The following is a 16,935-nucleotide window of genomic DNA, read 5'->3' as shown; positions in this document are numbered from 1 at the left end:
TTGCCGAATTTGCGTAATATTTTGCTTAAATTTTAACCGTATTGACCAACGACTTATGGCAATCAAAGACTGGCATGTAGATGAACGTCCACGTGAAAAACTCTTACAAAAAGGCGCCGATAGCCTGTCAGACAGTGAAATTTTGGCGATTTTTTTGCGCACAGGCACCAAAGACAAATCCGCGATCGAGCTTGCCCGTGACTTGATCGCCAAATTCGGTAGCCTTGCTGATTTGCTTGCCGCACCTGCCGATGAAGTGATGAACCACAGTGGCATTGGCATAGCAAAATACGCGCAAATTCTTGCCAGTCTTGAGATGGGCAAACGCTACCTTGCCGCACAGGTTAAGCAAGCACCCAACCTCAACAGCAGCCAACTGGTCAAAGACTATTTGACTACCCAGCTGCGTCCACGGCGACGCGAAGAATTTGCCGTGCTATTTTTAAGCAATGAGCTGACGTTGATTCAATTTGAAACGCTATTTACAGGCGGTCTGTCGTCGTGCTCAGTGTGTGTGCGCGAGGTGCTACGTCAAGCGTTAAAATATGGGGCTAGCCAGCTCATCATCGCCCATAATCACCCTGCCACCAGTGCCCAACCATCCAAAGCAGATATCGATTTAACTCACACAATAGCAGACGCTTGCCAACTGATTGATATGCAGCTGCTTGATCACATTATCGTTGGGCAAGATAGCACTGTTTCGTTACGTGAATTGGGCAAATTTTAGTCAGCTGTGCGGCTAGCTAATCTTTAGCTTGCAAGGCGTGTTTAACGTGCTGCGATACATTCGATTTCAACATTGGCGCCCATTGCCAAATCGCTGACACCAAATGCTGAACGCGCAGGATACGATGGGCTGAACATCGCACGATACTCACGGTTAAACGCATCAAAATCACGCATGTCTTTTAGCATAGCCGTACATTTGACGATATCGCGCGGCTGGTAGCCATAACGCTGCAAGGTAGCAAAGATATTTTTTAATGTTTGTTTGGTTTCGCCAGCTGTGCCACCCGTTGCCAGTTTGCCATCGACAATACCAATCTGCCCTGACAGATACAAGGTATTGCCCACCTTGACCGCTTCAGAAAATGGTATATCCCCTTGACTGCTGCCTTGACTTCCTCCCCTCCCTAAAGTGAGGGGATTCCTTCTACAAGACGGTCAAGCCCGACCGCAAGAATGTTCTTACTGGCGTTGATATCTCTATCATGCCATGTGCCACACTTTGCACAAGTCCATTCTCTTATTCGCAAACCTGCTCTACCTTTCGGACTACTGGATATATCGCCACAGCACGAACAGGTTTGGGTAGTGTATTTTTCATTGACGATTTCAAAACGGCAACCTGCATGCTTGCATTTGTAGGTCAGTTGCCGTTTGAGTTCAAACCAACCTGCGTCATATACGCTTTTGGCTAGTTTGCCTTTTTTACGGCTGAATTGGGTGGTTTTTACATCACCGACCACGATTAAGGCATTGTTTTTAACTAGCCCTGTGGTGAATTTGTGGATGAGGTCTTGGCGTGTGTTTTTGATTTTGGCATGAATCGCTTTGACACGTTGTTTGTTTTTGGCTCGTTGGGCGACACCCAATTTTTTAGCCCATGCCTGTGTTTGCTTGATTTGTAGTTTATCGCCGTTTGAGGTGGTGGCACTGTCTTTTAAGCCTAAGTCTATGCCGACACTACCTGTTCCGCATGGTGTTTTAGGATAGTCTTTAACGGTGATACAGGCATACCAACGGTTACGGCTGTCTTGGACGACCTCAAGGGTGTTTATTTGATATAGGCTAAGATTGTAGCTATCCCATAGGTCGATGACTAGCTTTTGCCCTTTGGCTAAACTAAGCTGTAGTGTGGATTTTAAGCCTTTTTTACCCGTTTGATGAGTAGCCAGTAATTTGATTGCGGATTGCTTAAATGGAATCCAACCTAGGCTTTTACGCTTTGAGTTTGGGTTGTTGGTTCGCCAGTTAAGTTTAGCCTTTTTGAATTGGCGTCGCGATTTGGCGTGGGTTTCATTAATGGCTTGTATGGTTTGAGAATGCAAGCCAAGTAGTTCACCACTACCTTTGGTGTATTCGTTTAGGTCATAGGCACTAAAAAATTTGCCTGTTTTTTGCAGGTATTTGTAACTCAAGTCATTAACATAGTTCCACACGAAATTGACCAAACCGCTTAGGCGGTTTAGCTTTGCTGTGTGTTTGTCTCGTATGCGTAGCTTGAGGGTTTTCATGGGGTTAGTTTAACATACTTAACAAGCTTCTGTGTGTAAGCATGGTTTCGGAGTTGCCTTATATCCACCGCCTAAAGTCGGTGGTTTTACGGCAATGAATGATAAAATTATTTTGCTACAGTTATTGGTAAAATTTTAAATCATCCCACCACAAAACAAAACCCCTATAGGTCATACCTATAGGGGCTAAAAATACCACATCGCAAGATTAGTCGCGATCAACCAATTCTACATAAGCCATTGGTGCTGCGTCTCCGTCACGGTAGCCGCATTTGATAATGCGCAAATAACCACCTGGACGGGTTTTGTAACGTGGGCCTAGCGTGCTAAATAGCTTACCTACCGCTGCCTTGTTGCGCAAACGGTTGAAAGCTAGACGACGATTCGCAACCGAATCTTCTTTAGCTAGCGTGATAAGCGGCTCAGCTACACGGCGCAATTCTTTAGCTTTTGGTAGCGTGGTTTTGATCAACTCGTGCTCAATCAATGAGTTGGTCATATTTTGAAACATAGCCTTACGATGGCTGCTGGTGCGTCCCAGCTTTACTCCACTGTTGCGATGGCGCATGGCAAAATTCCTTTAACGATTAACGGCTACGATAAGAAAAACGATCATCAACACGTAAATCGGCAGGTGGCCAGTTATCTAGGCGCATCCCCAATTCCAAATCTTTTGACGCCAATACGTCTTTGATTTCGGTCAATGATTTCTTACCTAAGTTTGGTGTTTTCAACAGCTCAGTCTCTGTGCGTTGCACCAAATCACCGATATAGTAAATGTTCTCTGCTTTCAAGCAGTTGGCTGAGCGAACCGTAAGCTCTAAGTCATCGACGGGGCGCAATAGCACAGGATCGACTTCTTCTTTTTCCTTAACAGGCTCAGGCGCTTCTTCGGCTTCTAGATCAACAAACACCGAGATTTGCTGCTGCAAAATCGTCGCTGCTTTGCGAATAGCTTCTTCTGGATCAATCGTGCCGTTGGTTTCAAGCTCGATAATCAATCGATCTAAATCTGTACGTTGCTCAACACGAGCGTTTTCTACTTGGTAAGCAACACGTACAATTGGGCTATAGCTTGCATCAAGTTTTAGCCGACCAATCGCTTTATTTTCCCCTGAGTCTTTGCGCACATTGGCAGGTTCATAACCGCGACCCACTGCCACACGCAAACGCATTTTTAAATTACCGCGTTCGCTTAGCGTGCCTAAAACCAAGTCTGGATTAACGATTTCAACGTTGTGTGGCAGGCTAATATCCGATGCCAACACCGCGCCAGGACCTTGCTTTTCTAGCGTCAAAACAGCTTCTGTTTGGTCATGCAAAACGATTGCCAAACCTTTTAGGTTTAACAATAAATCCAGCACATCCTCTTGTAAGCCTTCAAGCGTTGAATACTCGTGATCTACGCCATCAATTTCTGCTTCAATCACCGCTGCACCTGGCAACGATGATAGCAAAATTCGACGCAAAGCATTACCAAGCGTATGACCAAAGCCGCGCTCTAACGGTTCGAGCGTGACTTTGGCGTGGGTTTCGCTGACCGTATCCACATGGATGGCGCTGGGTGTGAGAAACTCTGTCGCATTTAACATCATGTGTCACCTCGATAATATAACACCTAATAGGAAAAAGATTACTTAGAGTACAGCTCAACAATCAAGTTTTCGTTGATTTCTGCTGGTAGATCTGAGCGGTCAGGAGCTTGTTTGAATGTACCATGCAACTTGCTATGGTCCACTTCCAACCATGCAGGTGTGCCGCGCTGCGCCGCAAGCTCAATCGCGTTTTTAATACGCAATTGCTCTTTAGCGTTTTCATGTACCGCGATCTCATCACCATCTTGCAATTGAATTGATGGGATATTAACGCGAACAAATTCGTCACGACCAGCTTTTTTAACCATGATCGCACGGTGGCTAACCAATTGACGCGCTTCGGCGCGTGTTGAGCCAAAACCCATACGATACACGACGTTATCTAAACGACGCTCAAGCATTTGCAAAAGGTTTTCACCAGTTGCGCCACGCATACGGGCAGCTTCTTTGTAGTAGTTTGAGAACTGACGCTCAAGCACACCATACATGCGTTTTACTTTTTGCTTTTCACGTAGCTGAGCTGAGTATTCAGATGTTTTGCTACGTGGATTACCATGCTGACCAGGCGCACGGTCGGCTTTTTTGGTTTTTTCATCGTACGCTTTTACACCCGATTTTAATTGTAAATCGGTACCTTCGCGACGTGATAATTTAAGTTTTGGGCCTAAATAACGAGCCATATAAGTCTCCTAGACGATATTCATGCAGTCGATTTGGCTAAATACAAGCCATAAACTGCATTTAACGTTCTGACATAGATTTGTTTGGTAGAGTCTACAAATTTATGATAGTCACCAAACCATATGTCATTAAACGCGGCGTTTTTTCGGCGGACGGGTGCCATTGTGAGGGATTGGGGTCACATCGCTAATGCTATTGATTTTATAACCCAATGCGCCTAACGCTCTTACCGCAGACTCACGGCCAGGTCCTGGTCCTTTAACCAAAACATCGACATTTTTCAACCCATATTCCTGTGCAGCTTTACCTGCCACTTCGGCGGCTACCTGTGCTGCAAATGGAGTTGATTTACGTGAACCACGGAAGCCTTGCCCACCAGCGGTGGCCCAAGCCAGTGCATTACCTTGACGGTCGGTAATGGTCACAATGGTGTTATTAAAAGACGCATGAATGTGAGCCACACCCTCAGATACCGAGCGGCGCGTCACTTTTTTACGACTGCGAGTGTCTTTTGCCATCTTTTAGCTTCCTAACATGCTAAATTATTTATGTTCAAAGTAATCAAACTTACTTTAAACTTATTTACGAATCGCTTTACGTGGACCTTTACGGGTACGTGCGTTGGTTTTGGTACGTTGTCCATGCACAGGCAAACCGCGACGGTGACGCATACCACGGTAACAACCCAAGTCCGTTAAGCGTTTGATGTTCATTGAGATTTCACGACGTAGATCACCTTCAGTCGTGTACTCTGCTACTTGAGCACGGACAGCATCTAGCTGTGCGTCATCCAACTCACCCATTTTGGTGGTAGGCGCAATATTTACCGCATCAAGAATTTTCGCGGCAGTGGTACGTCCAATCCCAAAAATATAGGTCAATGAAATGACAGCGTGCTTATTGTCTGGAACGTTTACACCAGCAATACGAGCCATTCAATTTCTCCAGTTTACTCAAAGACAGCAGACCAGCTGCTATCGGTTCGATTGCATTATTTCAGCCGTTTAACTCAAATGATCCTGAGTCCATATTCGTCCAAAATAACAGCAAGTCGCGGATAATACACCATCCGCGACCAAAAAGCAAGACCTATTAGCCTTGACGTTGCTTATGACGTGGCTCTGAGCTACAAATCACGTGAACCACACCTTTACGGCGAACAATTTTACAGTTACCGCAAATCTTTTTAACTGAGGCTTGAACTTTCATTTAAAGCTCCCTAGATGATAACTTTGAAAAACTACCTAAATCTTAACTGTTAATCCATTTGACTAATGCGTCGGTGCGTTGATAGGCGCAAGCAACGAATAGTTTTGGTATTGATGGGTCATCAAATGCGCTTTAATCTGCGCAATGAAATCCATGATCACCACCACAGTAATCAACAGCGATGTACCACCGAGATGAAACGGAATACCAAACGATGATTGCAGCACCATGGGCATTAGACAGATAACTGTCATATAGACCGCGCCAATAAACGTCAAACGGTTAAGCACATGGTCAAGGTAACGCTGGGTTTGTTGGCCTGGGCGGATACCTGGGATGTATGCCCCACTGCGTTTAAGATTTTCTGCCACTTCTTTTGGGCTAAATACCAACGCGGTATAAAAGTAGCAAAAGAAGATGATAAGTAAGGCAAAAATCAACAAGTAAAGTGGGGTGCCAGGCGACAATAGCAAAGCAAAGTTTTGCATCATACGCTGAAACAGATTCGGATTTTCCGACTGTCCGACCCACTGCCCCAAACTTGCAGGAAACAACAGTAGCGAGCTGGCAAAAATTGCTGGAATCACACCTGCCATATTGATTTTAAGTGGTAAGTGCGACTGCTGAGTAGCATATACTTTGCGATCTGACGCTTGCTTTTGCGCATAATTCACAGGAATACGCCGCTGCGCACGCTCAATAAACACGATACCTGCCACTACGGCTAAGCCTAGCGCGGCAAAAATAAACAATGCGATTAGGCTCATAGTGCCTTGCTGCACCGCTGTCATGGTTTGTGTCGCCACGCTTGGAAACGTTGCCACGATGCCCGCCAAAATCAGCATCGAAATACCATTACCAATACCGCGTTCAGTGATTTGTTCACCAAGCCACATCAAAAACATCGATCCTGCAACCAGTGAAGTCACTGCAGGGATATAAAAAGTTAATCCCGATGATAGCGTTAAACCTTGACTAATCAATCCTGTACACAGCCCAATCGACTGTATCAGTGCCAATGCTAACGTTAATTGCCGAGTGTATTTATTGATTTGGCGTTGACCCGCTTGCCCCTCTTTTTTTAGCGCGTCAAGCGATGGAATTACTGCCGTCGCCATTTGCACAATAATAGATGCCGATATATAGGGCATAATACCCAATGCCATGACAGACATACGCTCAAGCGCGCCACCTGAGAACATATTAAACATGCCTAAGATGGTATTTTCATTGGTATGAAAAAACTCTGCCAAACGTTCAGGGTTCATGCCCGGAATCGGTACGTGTGAGCTAAAGCGGTACACCAATAGCGCACCAAACAAGAACAGCAAGCGATTAAACAGCTCATCGTACTTTCGAATAAAGCCCAACGGGCTAAGCGTCGCCGACTGTCTTGCCATGTGGATTACTCCTCAACGCGTCCACCAGCTGCTTCGATTGCAGCTTTCGCGCCTTTGGTTACTTTCACACCTTGGAATGTCAAAGCACGTGGTACTTCACCAGACAAAATTACACGCGCGCGTTGCATGTCATGACGGATGATGTTGGCTTGTTTTAGTGTATCCAAGCTTACCACATCGCCTTCGATTTTATTCAAATCTGACAAGCGTACTTCTGCGGTTACCATTGCCAATTTACTGGTAAAACCAAATTTTGGCAAACGACGGTACAAAGGCATTTGACCGCCTTCAAAACCTGAGCGGATGCCAGAACCTGAGCGTGAGGTTTGTCCCTTGACACCACGTCCGCCTGTTTTACCCAAGCCTGAGCCGATACCACGACCGCGGCGATGTTTGGCTTTTTTGGCACCTGGTGCAGGTGCAAGCTCATTTAAACGCAGTCCCATTACACTTCCTCCACTTTAACCATGTAGTTAATGCGGTTTACCATGCCACGTGTTGAAGGTGTATCTTCAACTTCAACAGTATGACCGATGCGACGTAATCCTAAACCAGTTAAGCATGCTTTGTGGCTTTTCAAGCGGTGTGAACCAGACTTGATTTGCGTCACTTTCATGCGCTTTTTATTATCAGTTGCCATGTTCATTCACCTCTTAGCCCAAAATTTCTTCAACGGTTTTACCGCGTTTGGCTGCAACTTGCTCTGGCGATGACATTTGTTTTAGACCATTAAATGTCGCACGTACTACGTTTGCGGCATTGGTAGATCCATAAGTTTTCGCCAAAACGTTTTGTACGCCAGCCACTTCAAGTACAGCACGCATCGCACCACCAGCAATAACTCCAGTACCTTCTGAGGCAGGTTGCATGTAGATGCGGCTAGCACCGTGACGTGCATGGATTGGGTGCTGCAAGGTGTTACCATCTAGATCTACGGTAATCATGTTGCGTTTGGCAGCTTCTAGTGCTTTTGAGATAGCGGCAGGCACTTCACGTGCCTTACCACGACCAAAACCTACACGACCATTGCCGTCACCTACCACCGTCAAAGCCGTGAATGAAAAAATACGACCGCCTTTAACCACTTTTGCTACGCGATCGACCGCTACCAAGCGTTCAACCAATCCGTCTGTTTGTTCGACTTTTGCCATGATTAGAACTCCAATCCATTTTCACGCGCCGCTTCAGCCAGCGCTTTTACGCGACCATGATATTTAAAGCCGCTGCGGTCAAATGCAACCTTAGTGATACCCGCAGCTTTGGCACGTTCAGCGATCAATTTACCAACGGCTGTAGCCGCTTCAATGTTGCTGGTTTGACCTGAGCGAAGGCTAGCGTCCAAGGTTGAGGCTTGTGCTAGAACTTCCCCGCCTGTTGGCGAGATCACTTGTGCATAGATGTGACGACCAGTGCGGTTTACCGATAAACGGTTTGCACCCAACACACGGATGTGAGCACGGGTTTTTTTGGCACGGCGCAAACGAGCAGATTTTTTATCCAACATATCCCATTCACCTTACTTTTTCTTAGCTTCTTTACGTGCCACATATTCATCGCTATAGCGTACACCTTTACCTTTGTAAGGCTCTGGTGGACGATATCCGCGAATATTGGCTGCCGCTTGACCCAATTTTTGCTTATCGCTTGAGCGCAAAACGATTTCTGTTGCACTTGGGGTTTCTGCGGTCACGCCTTCTGGCAAGACGTATTCGATGGGATGTGAATAGCCAAGGTTTAAATTGACTTTGTTGCCAGCAACAGCGGCTTTGTAACCAACACCGATAAGCTGCAAACGACGCTCAAAACCTTCACTCACACCTTTAACCATGTTGTTGATTAGCGCACGCACGGTACCTGTGTGCATCCACGCTTCTTTGGTATCGGCAACAGGTGAGACGATAAGGCTGTTTTCTTCCTGTTTTAGCTCGACCAAATCATGCAGGTGTAAAGACAACGTGCCTTTGCTGCCTTTCACTTCGACCTGCTGACCGTTCAATGTAACGCTGGTGCCGTTTGGCAAGGTTACAGGGGCTTTAGCCACACGAGACATAACGGTAATTCCTGCTCTAAAAATGACCCGATTCAATGAATCAGCTCTAACCAAAAATAAACAGGCAAACGTGGACGCACCGCGAATGCCTGTCAAACCAATTGCCCTTAGGCAACCAATGCAATCACTTCACCACCGATACCCGCTTTACGCGCTTCACGGTCACTCATGATGCCTTGACTGGTTGAAATAATTGCCACGCCCAGACCTTGACGCACACTTGGCAAGTCAGCAGCTGAACGATATTGACGCAAACCAGGACGGCTGTAGCGTTGCAACAACTCGATAACTGGCTTACCTTCGTAGTATTTTAGCTCAAGCGTAAGTTCGGTTTTGCCATTACCCACATCTTCAAGCTCTGCTGAGGCGATATAGCCTTCGCTAACCAACAGATCAGCGATTGATTTACGTAATTTTGAGCCTGGCATGGTGACAGATGCTTTCTGTGCCATTTGGGCATTGCGGATACGGGTTAGCATATCAGCGACGCTATCTTGCATACTCATCTTGTATCCCCTTACCAGCTAGCTTTACGAACGCCTGGCACATCGCCTTGCATGACTTTTTCACGAATCATGTTGCGTGACAGACCAAATTTACGGAAGTAACCATGTGGGCGACCAGTAATCGCACAACGGTTGCGCAAACGCACAGGTGAAGCATCACGTGGTAGTGCTTGTAGTGCAAGCATTGCATCCAAACGCTCTTCATCGCTGGCATTGCTGTCGTTGATAATGGCTTTCAACGCAGCACGTTTTGGGGCATATTTTGCCACCATCGCTTCGCGTTTCAGCTCACGGTTAATCATACTTTTCTTTGCCATAGTTTCCTATATCCTTAAGCGATTGGGCATGCCATTAACGAAATGGGAAGCCAAAGGCTTTCAGCAGCGCACGACCTTGTTCGTCGGTTTTTGCTGTTGTCGTAATGGTGATATCCATACCGCGAATACGGTCAATCTTGTCGAAATCCACTTCAGGGAATACGATTTGTTCTTTGATACCCAATGAGTAGTTACCACGACCATCAAAGGCTCTATCGCTAAAACCGCGGAAGTCACGAATACGAGGAATCGCGATAGAGATCAAGCGATCCAAGAATTCATACATTTGTTCGCCGCGTAAAGTAACTTTACAGCCGATTGGCCATTCCTCACGGATTTTAAAACCCGCGACTGATTTACGCGCTTTGGTCACGACAGGTTTTTGACCTGCAATTGCAGTCATATCAGACAGTGCACCTTCCAAGATTTTTTTATCCTGTGCTGCACCACCCACACCCATGTTCAATGTGATCTTGGTAATTTTGGGGATTTCCATGACGTTTTTCAAGCCAAGCTCCTGTTGTAGCTGGGCTTTGAGTTGGTCATTGTATTGCGTTTTGAGTCTTGCCATTACGATTACCCTTTACTCGTTACGCAGTCGCCACGACTTCACCAGATGAGCGATAGACGCGCTGTTTTTTGCCATCTTCGCCAATTTGGTAAGCAATACGATCTGCTTTTTGGGTTGTGGCGTTAAAGATTGCCACATTAGAAATATGCATGAAAGCTTCTTGTGCAATAATGCCACCTTCTTTGCCCGTCATCGCGTTGGGCTTTTGGTGTTTTTTGACAATATTGATGCCTTCAACTTTGACACGGTCATCTTTAACTGCCAAGATAACGCCTTGCTTGCCTTTATCTTTACCAGCTAGTACGATAACGTTGTCACCTTTACGTAGTTTTGCCATGCTTCACCTCACAATACTTCTGGGGCTAGAGAAACAATTTTCATAAATTGTTCGCTACGTAGCTCACGCGTTACTGGCCCGAAGATACGGGTAGCAATAGGCGCTTTGTTGTTGTTGAGCAGCACAGCTGCGTTGTCATCAAAGCGTAGTACTGAACCATCTGGACGACGTACACCAAATTTGGTACGTACGACTACCGCGTTCATTACATCACCTTTTTTGACACGACCGCGTGGAATTGCTTCTTTTACGGTCACTTTAATGATGTCGCCGACTGATGCATAACGACGATGAGAACCGCCCAGTACTTTGATACACTGGACTCGTTTTGCACCACTGTTATCAGCAACTTCCAGCATTGTTTCAGTCTGAATCATCGCGTTACTCCTGATTGGCAAAACAAGTCTGCCTGTCTGCTATGGCGCATTTAACCACGTACGCCAATAATAAATACACAAATTGGCTAGCCTTCGCATAGCCAATTTTTAAGGTGACATATTCTAGCAGATGCCAGTTTGTTTTGCAATTTTTTTACAATAGCTTTGTTTGAAAGGTGTTGAACCAATCTATGCATTTAGATGTATTAAAAGCATAGATTGGTCTAGCCTTTGCCAAGGGTTTAATCACGAATGTATGATTAAATTTCTTGGGCTTTTTCTACAATATTGACCAATTCCCAAGTTTTGGTTTTTGAACGTGGGCGGGTTTGGCGAATACGTACGATGTCACCCATGCCGCAGGTGTTGTTTTCATCATGCGCATGTAGCTTGCTTGAGCGACGAATCATTTTGCCATATTTTGGGTGGCGGATACGACGCTCAATAAGTACAGTGATGGTTTTATCCATCTTGTCGCTGACAACTTTACCAATCAAAGTACCGTGATCGGCGCTATGCACCTCTGGGGTTGCTTCGGCTTCTAATGGGTTTGCGATTGCTTCACTCACAGTTAGACTCCTTGCGCTGTGTCGTTAGCTGATTGGTTAGCCGCTTGTTTTTCAGTCAAAAGCGTTTTGATTTGGGCGATGGTGCGACGGTTGTTGCGGATCTCATGGGTGTTACCCAATTGATTGGTCGCTTTTGCCATGCGTAGACGAAACGCTTCAAGCTGTTTTTCATCCAGTAACTGGGTCAGCTCTTCAACTGATTTGTCGCGTAGTTCGCTGATCTTCATTACATTATCGTCCGTTTAACAATGGTGGTTTTAAATGGCAGTTTTGCTGCTGCTAGGGTGAAGGCTTCAATAGCAAGCTCGTCGCTTACGCCTTCGATTTCATACAGCATTTTGCCTGGTTTGATTTCGCAGACCCAGTATTCTACAGGACCCTTACCTTTACCCATACGTACTTCTAGGGGTTTTTCGGTAATTGGTTTGTCTGGGAATACGCGAATCCAGATTTTACCACCGCGTTTGATACGACGTGAAATAGTACGACGTGCCGCTTCGATTTGGCGAGCAGTCATACGTCCACGCTCAACTGATTTAAGTCCGATTGTACCAAAGGATACGCTGCTACCGCGATGGGCTAAACCCGTATTACGTCCTTTTTGTACTTTACGGAACTTGGTACGTTTTGGTTGTAACATAGTTGATTAACCTCTGTCTTTGGCTTGGCGGTTGCTGCCACGGCTACGGCGTTTTTGTGGTGCGCGCGCTTGCTTGTCTTCTTTGACGGGGTTGTAAATACGGTTCATGCCGTCTAAGATTTCGCCGCGGAAAATCCACACTTTAACACCGATGGTGCCGTAAGTGGTTTCGGCGCGTACGGTGGCGTAGTCGATGTCGGCGCGCAAGGTGTGCAACGGTACACGACCTTCACGATACCACTCAGTACGGGCGATTTCAGCACCACCTAGGCGACCTGATAGCTCAACCTTGATGCCTTGTGCGCCTGCTTTCATGGTGTTTTGTACCGCACGTTTCATGGCACGACGGAACATCACACGACGCTCAAGCTGAGAGGCGATGCTTTGGGCTACCAATTGTGCATCTAGGTCAGGCTGGGTCACTTCTTCGATATTGACTTGCGCAGGCACGCCCATCAATTGGGTTAGCTCTTTTTGCAACTTTTCAATATCTTCACCTTTTTTACCGATGATCACGCCAGGGCGTGCGGTAGAAATGGTGATTTTTGCTGCGCCTGCTGGACGCTCGATCACGATGTTACTAACCATGGCAGAGGCATTTGAATTTTTGCCACTGTCGTTAAATTTTTTCTCAAGATACTTACGAACTTGTAGGTCGTTGATTAAGTATTCTGAGTATTTTTTTGGGTCGGCGTACCAGTTGGCGTTGGATTTGCGAATCACACCAAGACGGATACCGATTGGATTGACTTTTTGACCCATGTTATACCCCTACCTTAACTGTGATGTGACAAGTACGCTTGCTGATACGGTCAGCGCGACCTTTGGCACGTGGCATGATGCGTTTTAGCGTGATGCCTTCATCAACGTAGATGGTTGATACGCGTAAGGTATCAATGTCTAGACCGTTGTTGTGCTCAGCGTTAGCGATCGCTGATTCTAGGCATTTTTTGACCAATTTAGCAGCTTTTTTGTTGCTAAAAGTCAAGATGTCTAAAGCGCGCTCGATAGGCTTACCACGCACTTCATCCGCGACTAGGCGTACTTTTTGTGCCGAGATGGCGGCACCGCGTAATTTTGCAGTTACTTCCATAATAAGCACCTTATTTTTTAGCTTTCTTGTCTACGCCGTGTCCGCGATAAGTACGCGTTGGGGCAAATTCACCAAGTTTGTGACCGACCATTTGCTCATTGACGATAACAGGCACGTGGGTGCGACCGTTATGCACAGAGATAGTCAAGCCAACCATTTGTGGCAAAATCATCGAGCGACGTGACCAAGTTTTGATGGGTTTGCGTGAATTGGTCTCCAACGCTTTTTCCACTTTGGCAAACAAGTGCGCGTCGATGAATGGACCTTTTTTCAATGAACGAGGCATGCAACGATTCCTTATTTCTTATTGACGCGACGGCGACGAATGATCATGTTGTCAGTGCGCTTGTTGGTACGAGTTTTCAGACCTTTAGCTTTTTGACCCCATGGGCTGGTTGGGTGTTTACCGAAGTTGCGACCTTCACCACCACCGTGTGGGTGGTCTACTGGGTTCATGGCAGTACCGCGAACGGTCGGGCGAATACCACGCCAACGGCTAGCACCTGCTTTACCCAATGAGCGCAAGTTGTTTTCGGTGTTTGACACTTCACCAATGACCGCGCGGCAATTGATGTGGATACGGCGTGTTTCGCCTGAACGCAAACGCACGATGGCGTATTGTCCATCACGACCCAACAACTGTACGCTAGCACCTGCAGAACGCGCAATTTGTGCGCCTTTGCCGATTTTTAGCTCAATGTTGTGAATCACAGTACCCACAGGAATGCTGCGTAGTGGCAAGCAGTTACCTGGACGGATTGGCGCGCTTTCACCAGAGATCACAGTGTCGCCTTGTTGCAAGCGACGTGGTGCGATGATATAGCGACGCTCACCATCGGCGTATTTTAGTAGCGCGATGTGTGCGGTACGGTTTGGATCGTATTCGATGCGTTCAACCACCGCTGGAATGTTGTCCTTGGTGCGTTTGAAGTCAATCAAACGGTAGTGTTGTTTGTGACCACCACCGACGTGACGCGTGGTAATGCGTCCGTTATTGTTACGACCACCAGATTTGCGTTTTGATTCGACCAAAGCGGCATAAGGACGACCTTTATAAAGGTGTGGATGCACAACTTTTTCGACAAATCGGCGACCTGGTGATGTTGGTTTGGCTTTTACGATAGGCATGAAAGGTATCCTTATTCGTTGGTGACAGCAGCGTTATCCGCTACGTCTGCACTGACTGCTTCATTGGCTGTGTTGTCAGCTGAAACAGCAACATCTTGACCAGCTTTTAAGGTCACATAGGCTTTTTTGTAGTCTTGACGACGACCGACCGTGCGACCAAATCGCTTTGTCTTGCCTTTAACGTTTAGGGTATTGACTTTAACCACTTCAACCCCGTCAAACATCATTTCAACGGCTTTTTTGATTTCACGTTTGGTAGCATTCACATCGACGCGAAATACCTGTACGCCTAAAGTATCGCCCAAACGTTGTGATTTTTCAGAAAATACGGGCGCTTTTAGCACCTGATACAGTCTGGCGTTGTTCATGCTAATACTCCCTCAAGTTCTTTGGCGGCGGCAACCGACATCACCACTTTGTCAAAGGCGATGAGGCTAACCGGGTCAATCTCTTTACTGCCCAATACATTGACGTGCGGAATATTGCGCGCTGCCAAGTATAGGTTTTCGTCCACTTCGTCAGTGACGATTAGGGCTTTTGGTGCGTTGAGGTCTTTTAGCTTGCCAATCAATTCTTTGGTTTTTGGCTCAGATACGCGGATTTCATCGACCAATACCAAACGGTCTTGACGAATCAACTCTGCCAAAATGCACTGCATTGCGCCGCGATACATTTTACGATTGACTTTTTGCGACCAGTCTTGTGGTTTGGCTGCAAATGCACGACCACCACCGACCCAAATTGGACTACGGATAGAGCCTGCACGCGCACGGCCTGTACCTTTTTGACGCCATGGCTTTTTGCCACCGCCAGAGACTTCAGCGCGAGTTTTTTGCGCGCGGCTGCCTTGACGTGCGCCTGCTAAGTAGGCGGTAACCACTTGGTGAACCAATGCTTCGTTGAATTCACGACCAAATGCTACGTCTGATAGCTCAACCGCCGAACCTGTTACTGTGTTTAGATTCACGTTTATCCCCTTGATTAAGCTTTAACCGACGGACGTACAATCACATCGCCACCGTTGGCACCAGGAATTGCGCCTTTGATGACCAAGATACCTTTTTCGGCATCCACCGAAATGACTTCCAAACCTTGCACAGTGACGCGTTTGTTACCCATTTGACCAGGCATTTTTTTGCCTTTAAATACGCGACCTGGGGTTTGGTTTTGACCCGTTGAACCCAATACGCGATGCGAAACTGAGTTACCGTGGGTGGCATCTTGGGTGCGGAAGTTGTGACGCTTCACGCCGCCTTGAAAGCCTTTACCTTTGCTTTGGCCTGTTACGTCAACGATTTGACCGACGCTAAACAAGTCTGCTAGCAATTCGCCACCAACTTGGTGGTTGTCAAGTTCGCCAGCTTCAGCACGAAATTCCCACACGCCACGGCCAGCAGCGACGCCTGCTTTGGCAAAGTGGCCTTTTTGGGCGGCGTTCACGCGGCTGTCACGGCGAGTACCTGTGGTGACTTGTAGCGCTTCATAGCCGTCTGTATCTGTGGTTTTGATTTGTGCAATGCGGTTGGCGGTGACTTCAACCACGGTCACAGGCACTGATACACCTGCTTCGGTGAAGACGCGAGTCATGCCGCATTTTTTTCCGACTAAACCAATCGCCATGTTGTTACCTCTGTTTATCTGTTGTTCAATCTGCTCAACAATCTATTCAACGATGTCCACGCTTAGGCTTAGCCTAGGGCGATTTGGACATCCACGCCTGCAGCTAGGTCAAGTTTCATCAATGCATCAACTGTTTTGTCAGTTGGCTGGACGATATCAACCATGCGTTTGAACGTGCGGATTTCATATTGGTCACGCGCGTCTTTGTTTACGTGAGGCGATGTCAAGATGTTAAAACGCTCAATACGGGTAGGTAGTGGCACAGGACCACGAACCTGCGCACCAGTACGTTTGGCGGTATCGACAATCTCTTGTGCCGATTGGTCAATCAGACGATGGTCAAATGATTTAAGTCTGATACGGATTTTCTGGTTAGCCATGCCAGTATGCTCCCTATACGTTGGGGTAAAAAGCCATAAAGAATCAAGCGGTTACTGCAAAAAACTGCCTGTCACCGTATGCCAAAATTTTGTTTGTTATATACGCCAATATTTCACGCAATTTTTAAAAACAAAAAAAATTCCAGTCTCACATTCCTTTGCAAAATTGCTTAAGCAAATTGGGTGAAACTGTTCGACATTTATGGGTGCTGCAAACGATGG

At 46.6% G+C, this 16,935-nt stretch carries 31 protein-coding genes; 1 reads left to right on the top strand and 30 read right to left on the bottom strand.

Annotation, left to right across the window (positions count from 1 at the left end; translation table 11 throughout):
• The first annotated feature begins 55 nt into the window (after positions 1–55).
• Positions 56–730, top strand: coding sequence for a RadC family protein (radC, locus tag MA2_RS06965; RefSeq protein WP_067058278.1), 675 nt, complete (start codon positions 56–58; stop codon positions 728–730).
• Between the two features lie 41 nt (positions 731–771).
• Here the strand turns inward: radC and MA2_RS06960 are convergent, their stop codons facing one another.
• The 30 genes from MA2_RS06960 to rpsJ form a co-directional block, all read right to left on the bottom strand.
• Positions 772–1,101: a RidA family protein gene (locus MA2_RS06960; RefSeq protein ID WP_079352233.1), complete on the bottom strand. Its 330-nt coding sequence runs from the start codon at positions 1,099–1,101 to the stop codon at positions 772–774.
• A 35-nt stretch (positions 1,102–1,136) separates the two neighbouring features.
• Positions 1,137–2,240: an RNA-guided endonuclease InsQ/TnpB family protein gene (locus MA2_RS06955; RefSeq protein ID WP_067058276.1), complete on the bottom strand. Its 1,104-nt coding sequence runs from the start codon at positions 2,238–2,240 to the stop codon at positions 1,137–1,139.
• A 208-nt stretch (positions 2,241–2,448) separates the two neighbouring features.
• Positions 2,449–2,808: a 50S ribosomal protein L17 gene (rplQ, locus tag MA2_RS06950; protein WP_067058274.1), complete on the bottom strand. Its 360-nt coding sequence runs from the start codon at positions 2,806–2,808 to the stop codon at positions 2,449–2,451.
• Between the two features lie 19 nt (positions 2,809–2,827).
• Positions 2,828–3,835 (bottom strand): DNA-directed RNA polymerase subunit alpha, encoded by a 1,008-nt coding sequence (locus MA2_RS06945; protein ID WP_067058272.1) that lies wholly within the window; start codon positions 3,833–3,835, stop codon positions 2,828–2,830.
• A 38-nt stretch (positions 3,836–3,873) separates the two neighbouring features.
• A complete protein-coding gene (rpsD, locus tag MA2_RS06940) occupies positions 3,874–4,515 on the bottom strand; it encodes a 30S ribosomal protein S4 (protein WP_067058270.1) in 642 nt (213 codons plus the stop codon).
• Between the two features lie 129 nt (positions 4,516–4,644).
• On the bottom strand, positions 4,645–5,034 hold the full coding sequence (gene rpsK, locus MA2_RS06935; RefSeq protein WP_067058268.1) for a 30S ribosomal protein S11: 390 nt from the start codon (positions 5,032–5,034) through the stop codon (positions 4,645–4,647).
• Between the two features lie 60 nt (positions 5,035–5,094).
• Entirely contained in the window at positions 5,095–5,451 is a 357-nt protein-coding gene (rpsM, locus tag MA2_RS06930; RefSeq protein ID WP_067058265.1) for a 30S ribosomal protein S13, read from the bottom strand.
• A gap of 157 nt (positions 5,452–5,608) precedes the next feature.
• A complete protein-coding gene (gene rpmJ / locus MA2_RS10900) occupies positions 5,609–5,725 on the bottom strand; it encodes a 50S ribosomal protein L36 (RefSeq protein WP_067335899.1) in 117 nt (38 codons plus the stop codon).
• Positions 5,726–5,787: 62 nt separating this feature from the next.
• Positions 5,788–7,125, bottom strand: coding sequence for a preprotein translocase subunit SecY (gene secY / locus MA2_RS06925; RefSeq protein WP_067058263.1), 1,338 nt, complete (start codon positions 7,123–7,125; stop codon positions 5,788–5,790).
• A gap of 5 nt (positions 7,126–7,130) precedes the next feature.
• Positions 7,131–7,571, bottom strand: a complete 441-nt coding sequence (rplO, locus tag MA2_RS06920; protein ID WP_067058261.1) for a 50S ribosomal protein L15 — start codon at positions 7,569–7,571, stop codon at positions 7,131–7,133.
• Positions 7,571–7,765: a 50S ribosomal protein L30 gene (rpmD, locus tag MA2_RS06915; protein ID WP_067058313.1), complete on the bottom strand. Its 195-nt coding sequence runs from the start codon at positions 7,763–7,765 to the stop codon at positions 7,571–7,573. The genes rplO and rpmD overlap by 1 nt, the downstream gene beginning before the upstream one ends.
• Positions 7,766–7,778: 13 nt before the next feature.
• Complete coding sequence (gene rpsE / locus MA2_RS06910; RefSeq protein ID WP_067058259.1) at positions 7,779–8,276, bottom strand: 30S ribosomal protein S5; 498 nt, start codon at positions 8,274–8,276, stop codon at positions 7,779–7,781.
• 2 nt (positions 8,277–8,278) lie between these two features.
• Positions 8,279–8,629: a 50S ribosomal protein L18 gene (rplR, locus tag MA2_RS06905; RefSeq protein WP_067058257.1), complete on the bottom strand. Its 351-nt coding sequence runs from the start codon at positions 8,627–8,629 to the stop codon at positions 8,279–8,281.
• A gap of 12 nt (positions 8,630–8,641) precedes the next feature.
• Positions 8,642–9,175: a 50S ribosomal protein L6 gene (gene rplF, locus MA2_RS06900; protein ID WP_067058255.1), complete on the bottom strand. Its 534-nt coding sequence runs from the start codon at positions 9,173–9,175 to the stop codon at positions 8,642–8,644.
• Between the two features lie 107 nt (positions 9,176–9,282).
• Positions 9,283–9,681 (bottom strand): 30S ribosomal protein S8, encoded by a 399-nt coding sequence (gene rpsH, locus MA2_RS06895; RefSeq protein ID WP_067058253.1) that lies wholly within the window; start codon positions 9,679–9,681, stop codon positions 9,283–9,285.
• Positions 9,682–9,692: 11 nt separating this feature from the next.
• A complete protein-coding gene (rpsN, locus tag MA2_RS06890) occupies positions 9,693–9,998 on the bottom strand; it encodes a 30S ribosomal protein S14 (RefSeq protein WP_067058251.1) in 306 nt (101 codons plus the stop codon).
• A 34-nt stretch (positions 9,999–10,032) separates the two neighbouring features.
• On the bottom strand, positions 10,033–10,569 hold the full coding sequence (gene rplE / locus MA2_RS06885; protein ID WP_067058250.1) for a 50S ribosomal protein L5: 537 nt from the start codon (positions 10,567–10,569) through the stop codon (positions 10,033–10,035).
• Between the two features lie 19 nt (positions 10,570–10,588).
• Positions 10,589–10,906: a 50S ribosomal protein L24 gene (gene rplX, locus MA2_RS06880; protein ID WP_067058248.1), complete on the bottom strand. Its 318-nt coding sequence runs from the start codon at positions 10,904–10,906 to the stop codon at positions 10,589–10,591.
• A gap of 8 nt (positions 10,907–10,914) precedes the next feature.
• Positions 10,915–11,283 (bottom strand): 50S ribosomal protein L14, encoded by a 369-nt coding sequence (gene rplN, locus MA2_RS06875; RefSeq protein WP_067058246.1) that lies wholly within the window; start codon positions 11,281–11,283, stop codon positions 10,915–10,917.
• A gap of 260 nt (positions 11,284–11,543) precedes the next feature.
• Positions 11,544–11,804, bottom strand: a complete 261-nt coding sequence (gene rpsQ / locus MA2_RS06870) for a 30S ribosomal protein S17 (RefSeq protein WP_255246911.1) — start codon at positions 11,802–11,804, stop codon at positions 11,544–11,546.
• Positions 11,805–11,854: 50 nt separating this feature from the next.
• Positions 11,855–12,079, bottom strand: coding sequence for a 50S ribosomal protein L29 (rpmC, locus tag MA2_RS06865; RefSeq protein WP_067058244.1), 225 nt, complete (start codon positions 12,077–12,079; stop codon positions 11,855–11,857).
• On the bottom strand, positions 12,079–12,492 hold the full coding sequence (gene rplP, locus MA2_RS06860) for a 50S ribosomal protein L16 (protein WP_067058242.1): 414 nt from the start codon (positions 12,490–12,492) through the stop codon (positions 12,079–12,081). The genes rpmC and rplP overlap by 1 nt, the downstream gene beginning before the upstream one ends.
• Before the next feature lie 6 nt (positions 12,493–12,498).
• Entirely contained in the window at positions 12,499–13,254 is a 756-nt protein-coding gene (gene rpsC / locus MA2_RS06855; protein WP_067058240.1) for a 30S ribosomal protein S3, read from the bottom strand.
• Between the two features lies 1 nt (position 13,255).
• Entirely contained in the window at positions 13,256–13,585 is a 330-nt protein-coding gene (rplV, locus tag MA2_RS06850) for a 50S ribosomal protein L22 (protein ID WP_067058238.1), read from the bottom strand.
• Positions 13,586–13,595: 10 nt separating this feature from the next.
• On the bottom strand, positions 13,596–13,871 hold the full coding sequence (rpsS, locus tag MA2_RS06845; protein WP_067058236.1) for a 30S ribosomal protein S19: 276 nt from the start codon (positions 13,869–13,871) through the stop codon (positions 13,596–13,598).
• An 11-nt stretch (positions 13,872–13,882) separates the two neighbouring features.
• On the bottom strand, positions 13,883–14,713 hold the full coding sequence (rplB, locus tag MA2_RS06840) for a 50S ribosomal protein L2 (RefSeq protein ID WP_067058235.1): 831 nt from the start codon (positions 14,711–14,713) through the stop codon (positions 13,883–13,885).
• Between the two features lie 11 nt (positions 14,714–14,724).
• Positions 14,725–15,081 (bottom strand): 50S ribosomal protein L23, encoded by a 357-nt coding sequence (gene rplW / locus MA2_RS06835; protein WP_067058233.1) that lies wholly within the window; start codon positions 15,079–15,081, stop codon positions 14,725–14,727.
• Complete coding sequence (gene rplD, locus MA2_RS06830) at positions 15,078–15,680, bottom strand: 50S ribosomal protein L4 (RefSeq protein WP_067058231.1); 603 nt, start codon at positions 15,678–15,680, stop codon at positions 15,078–15,080. The genes rplW and rplD overlap by 4 nt, the downstream gene beginning before the upstream one ends.
• A 14-nt stretch (positions 15,681–15,694) precedes the next feature.
• Entirely contained in the window at positions 15,695–16,333 is a 639-nt protein-coding gene (rplC, locus tag MA2_RS06825) for a 50S ribosomal protein L3 (RefSeq protein WP_067058229.1), read from the bottom strand.
• 68 nt (positions 16,334–16,401) lie between these two features.
• On the bottom strand, positions 16,402–16,713 hold the full coding sequence (gene rpsJ, locus MA2_RS06820) for a 30S ribosomal protein S10 (RefSeq protein WP_007115544.1): 312 nt from the start codon (positions 16,711–16,713) through the stop codon (positions 16,402–16,404).
• Between the last annotated feature and the right edge of the window lie 222 nt (positions 16,714–16,935).

Origin of the sequence: Moraxella atlantae NBRC 14588, from assembly GCF_001591265.1 — a bacterium.
In the GTDB taxonomy this organism is placed as follows: Bacteria; Pseudomonadota; Gammaproteobacteria; order Pseudomonadales; family Moraxellaceae; genus Faucicola; species Faucicola atlantae.
This window is presented reverse-complemented; position numbering and strand designations above follow the sequence as displayed.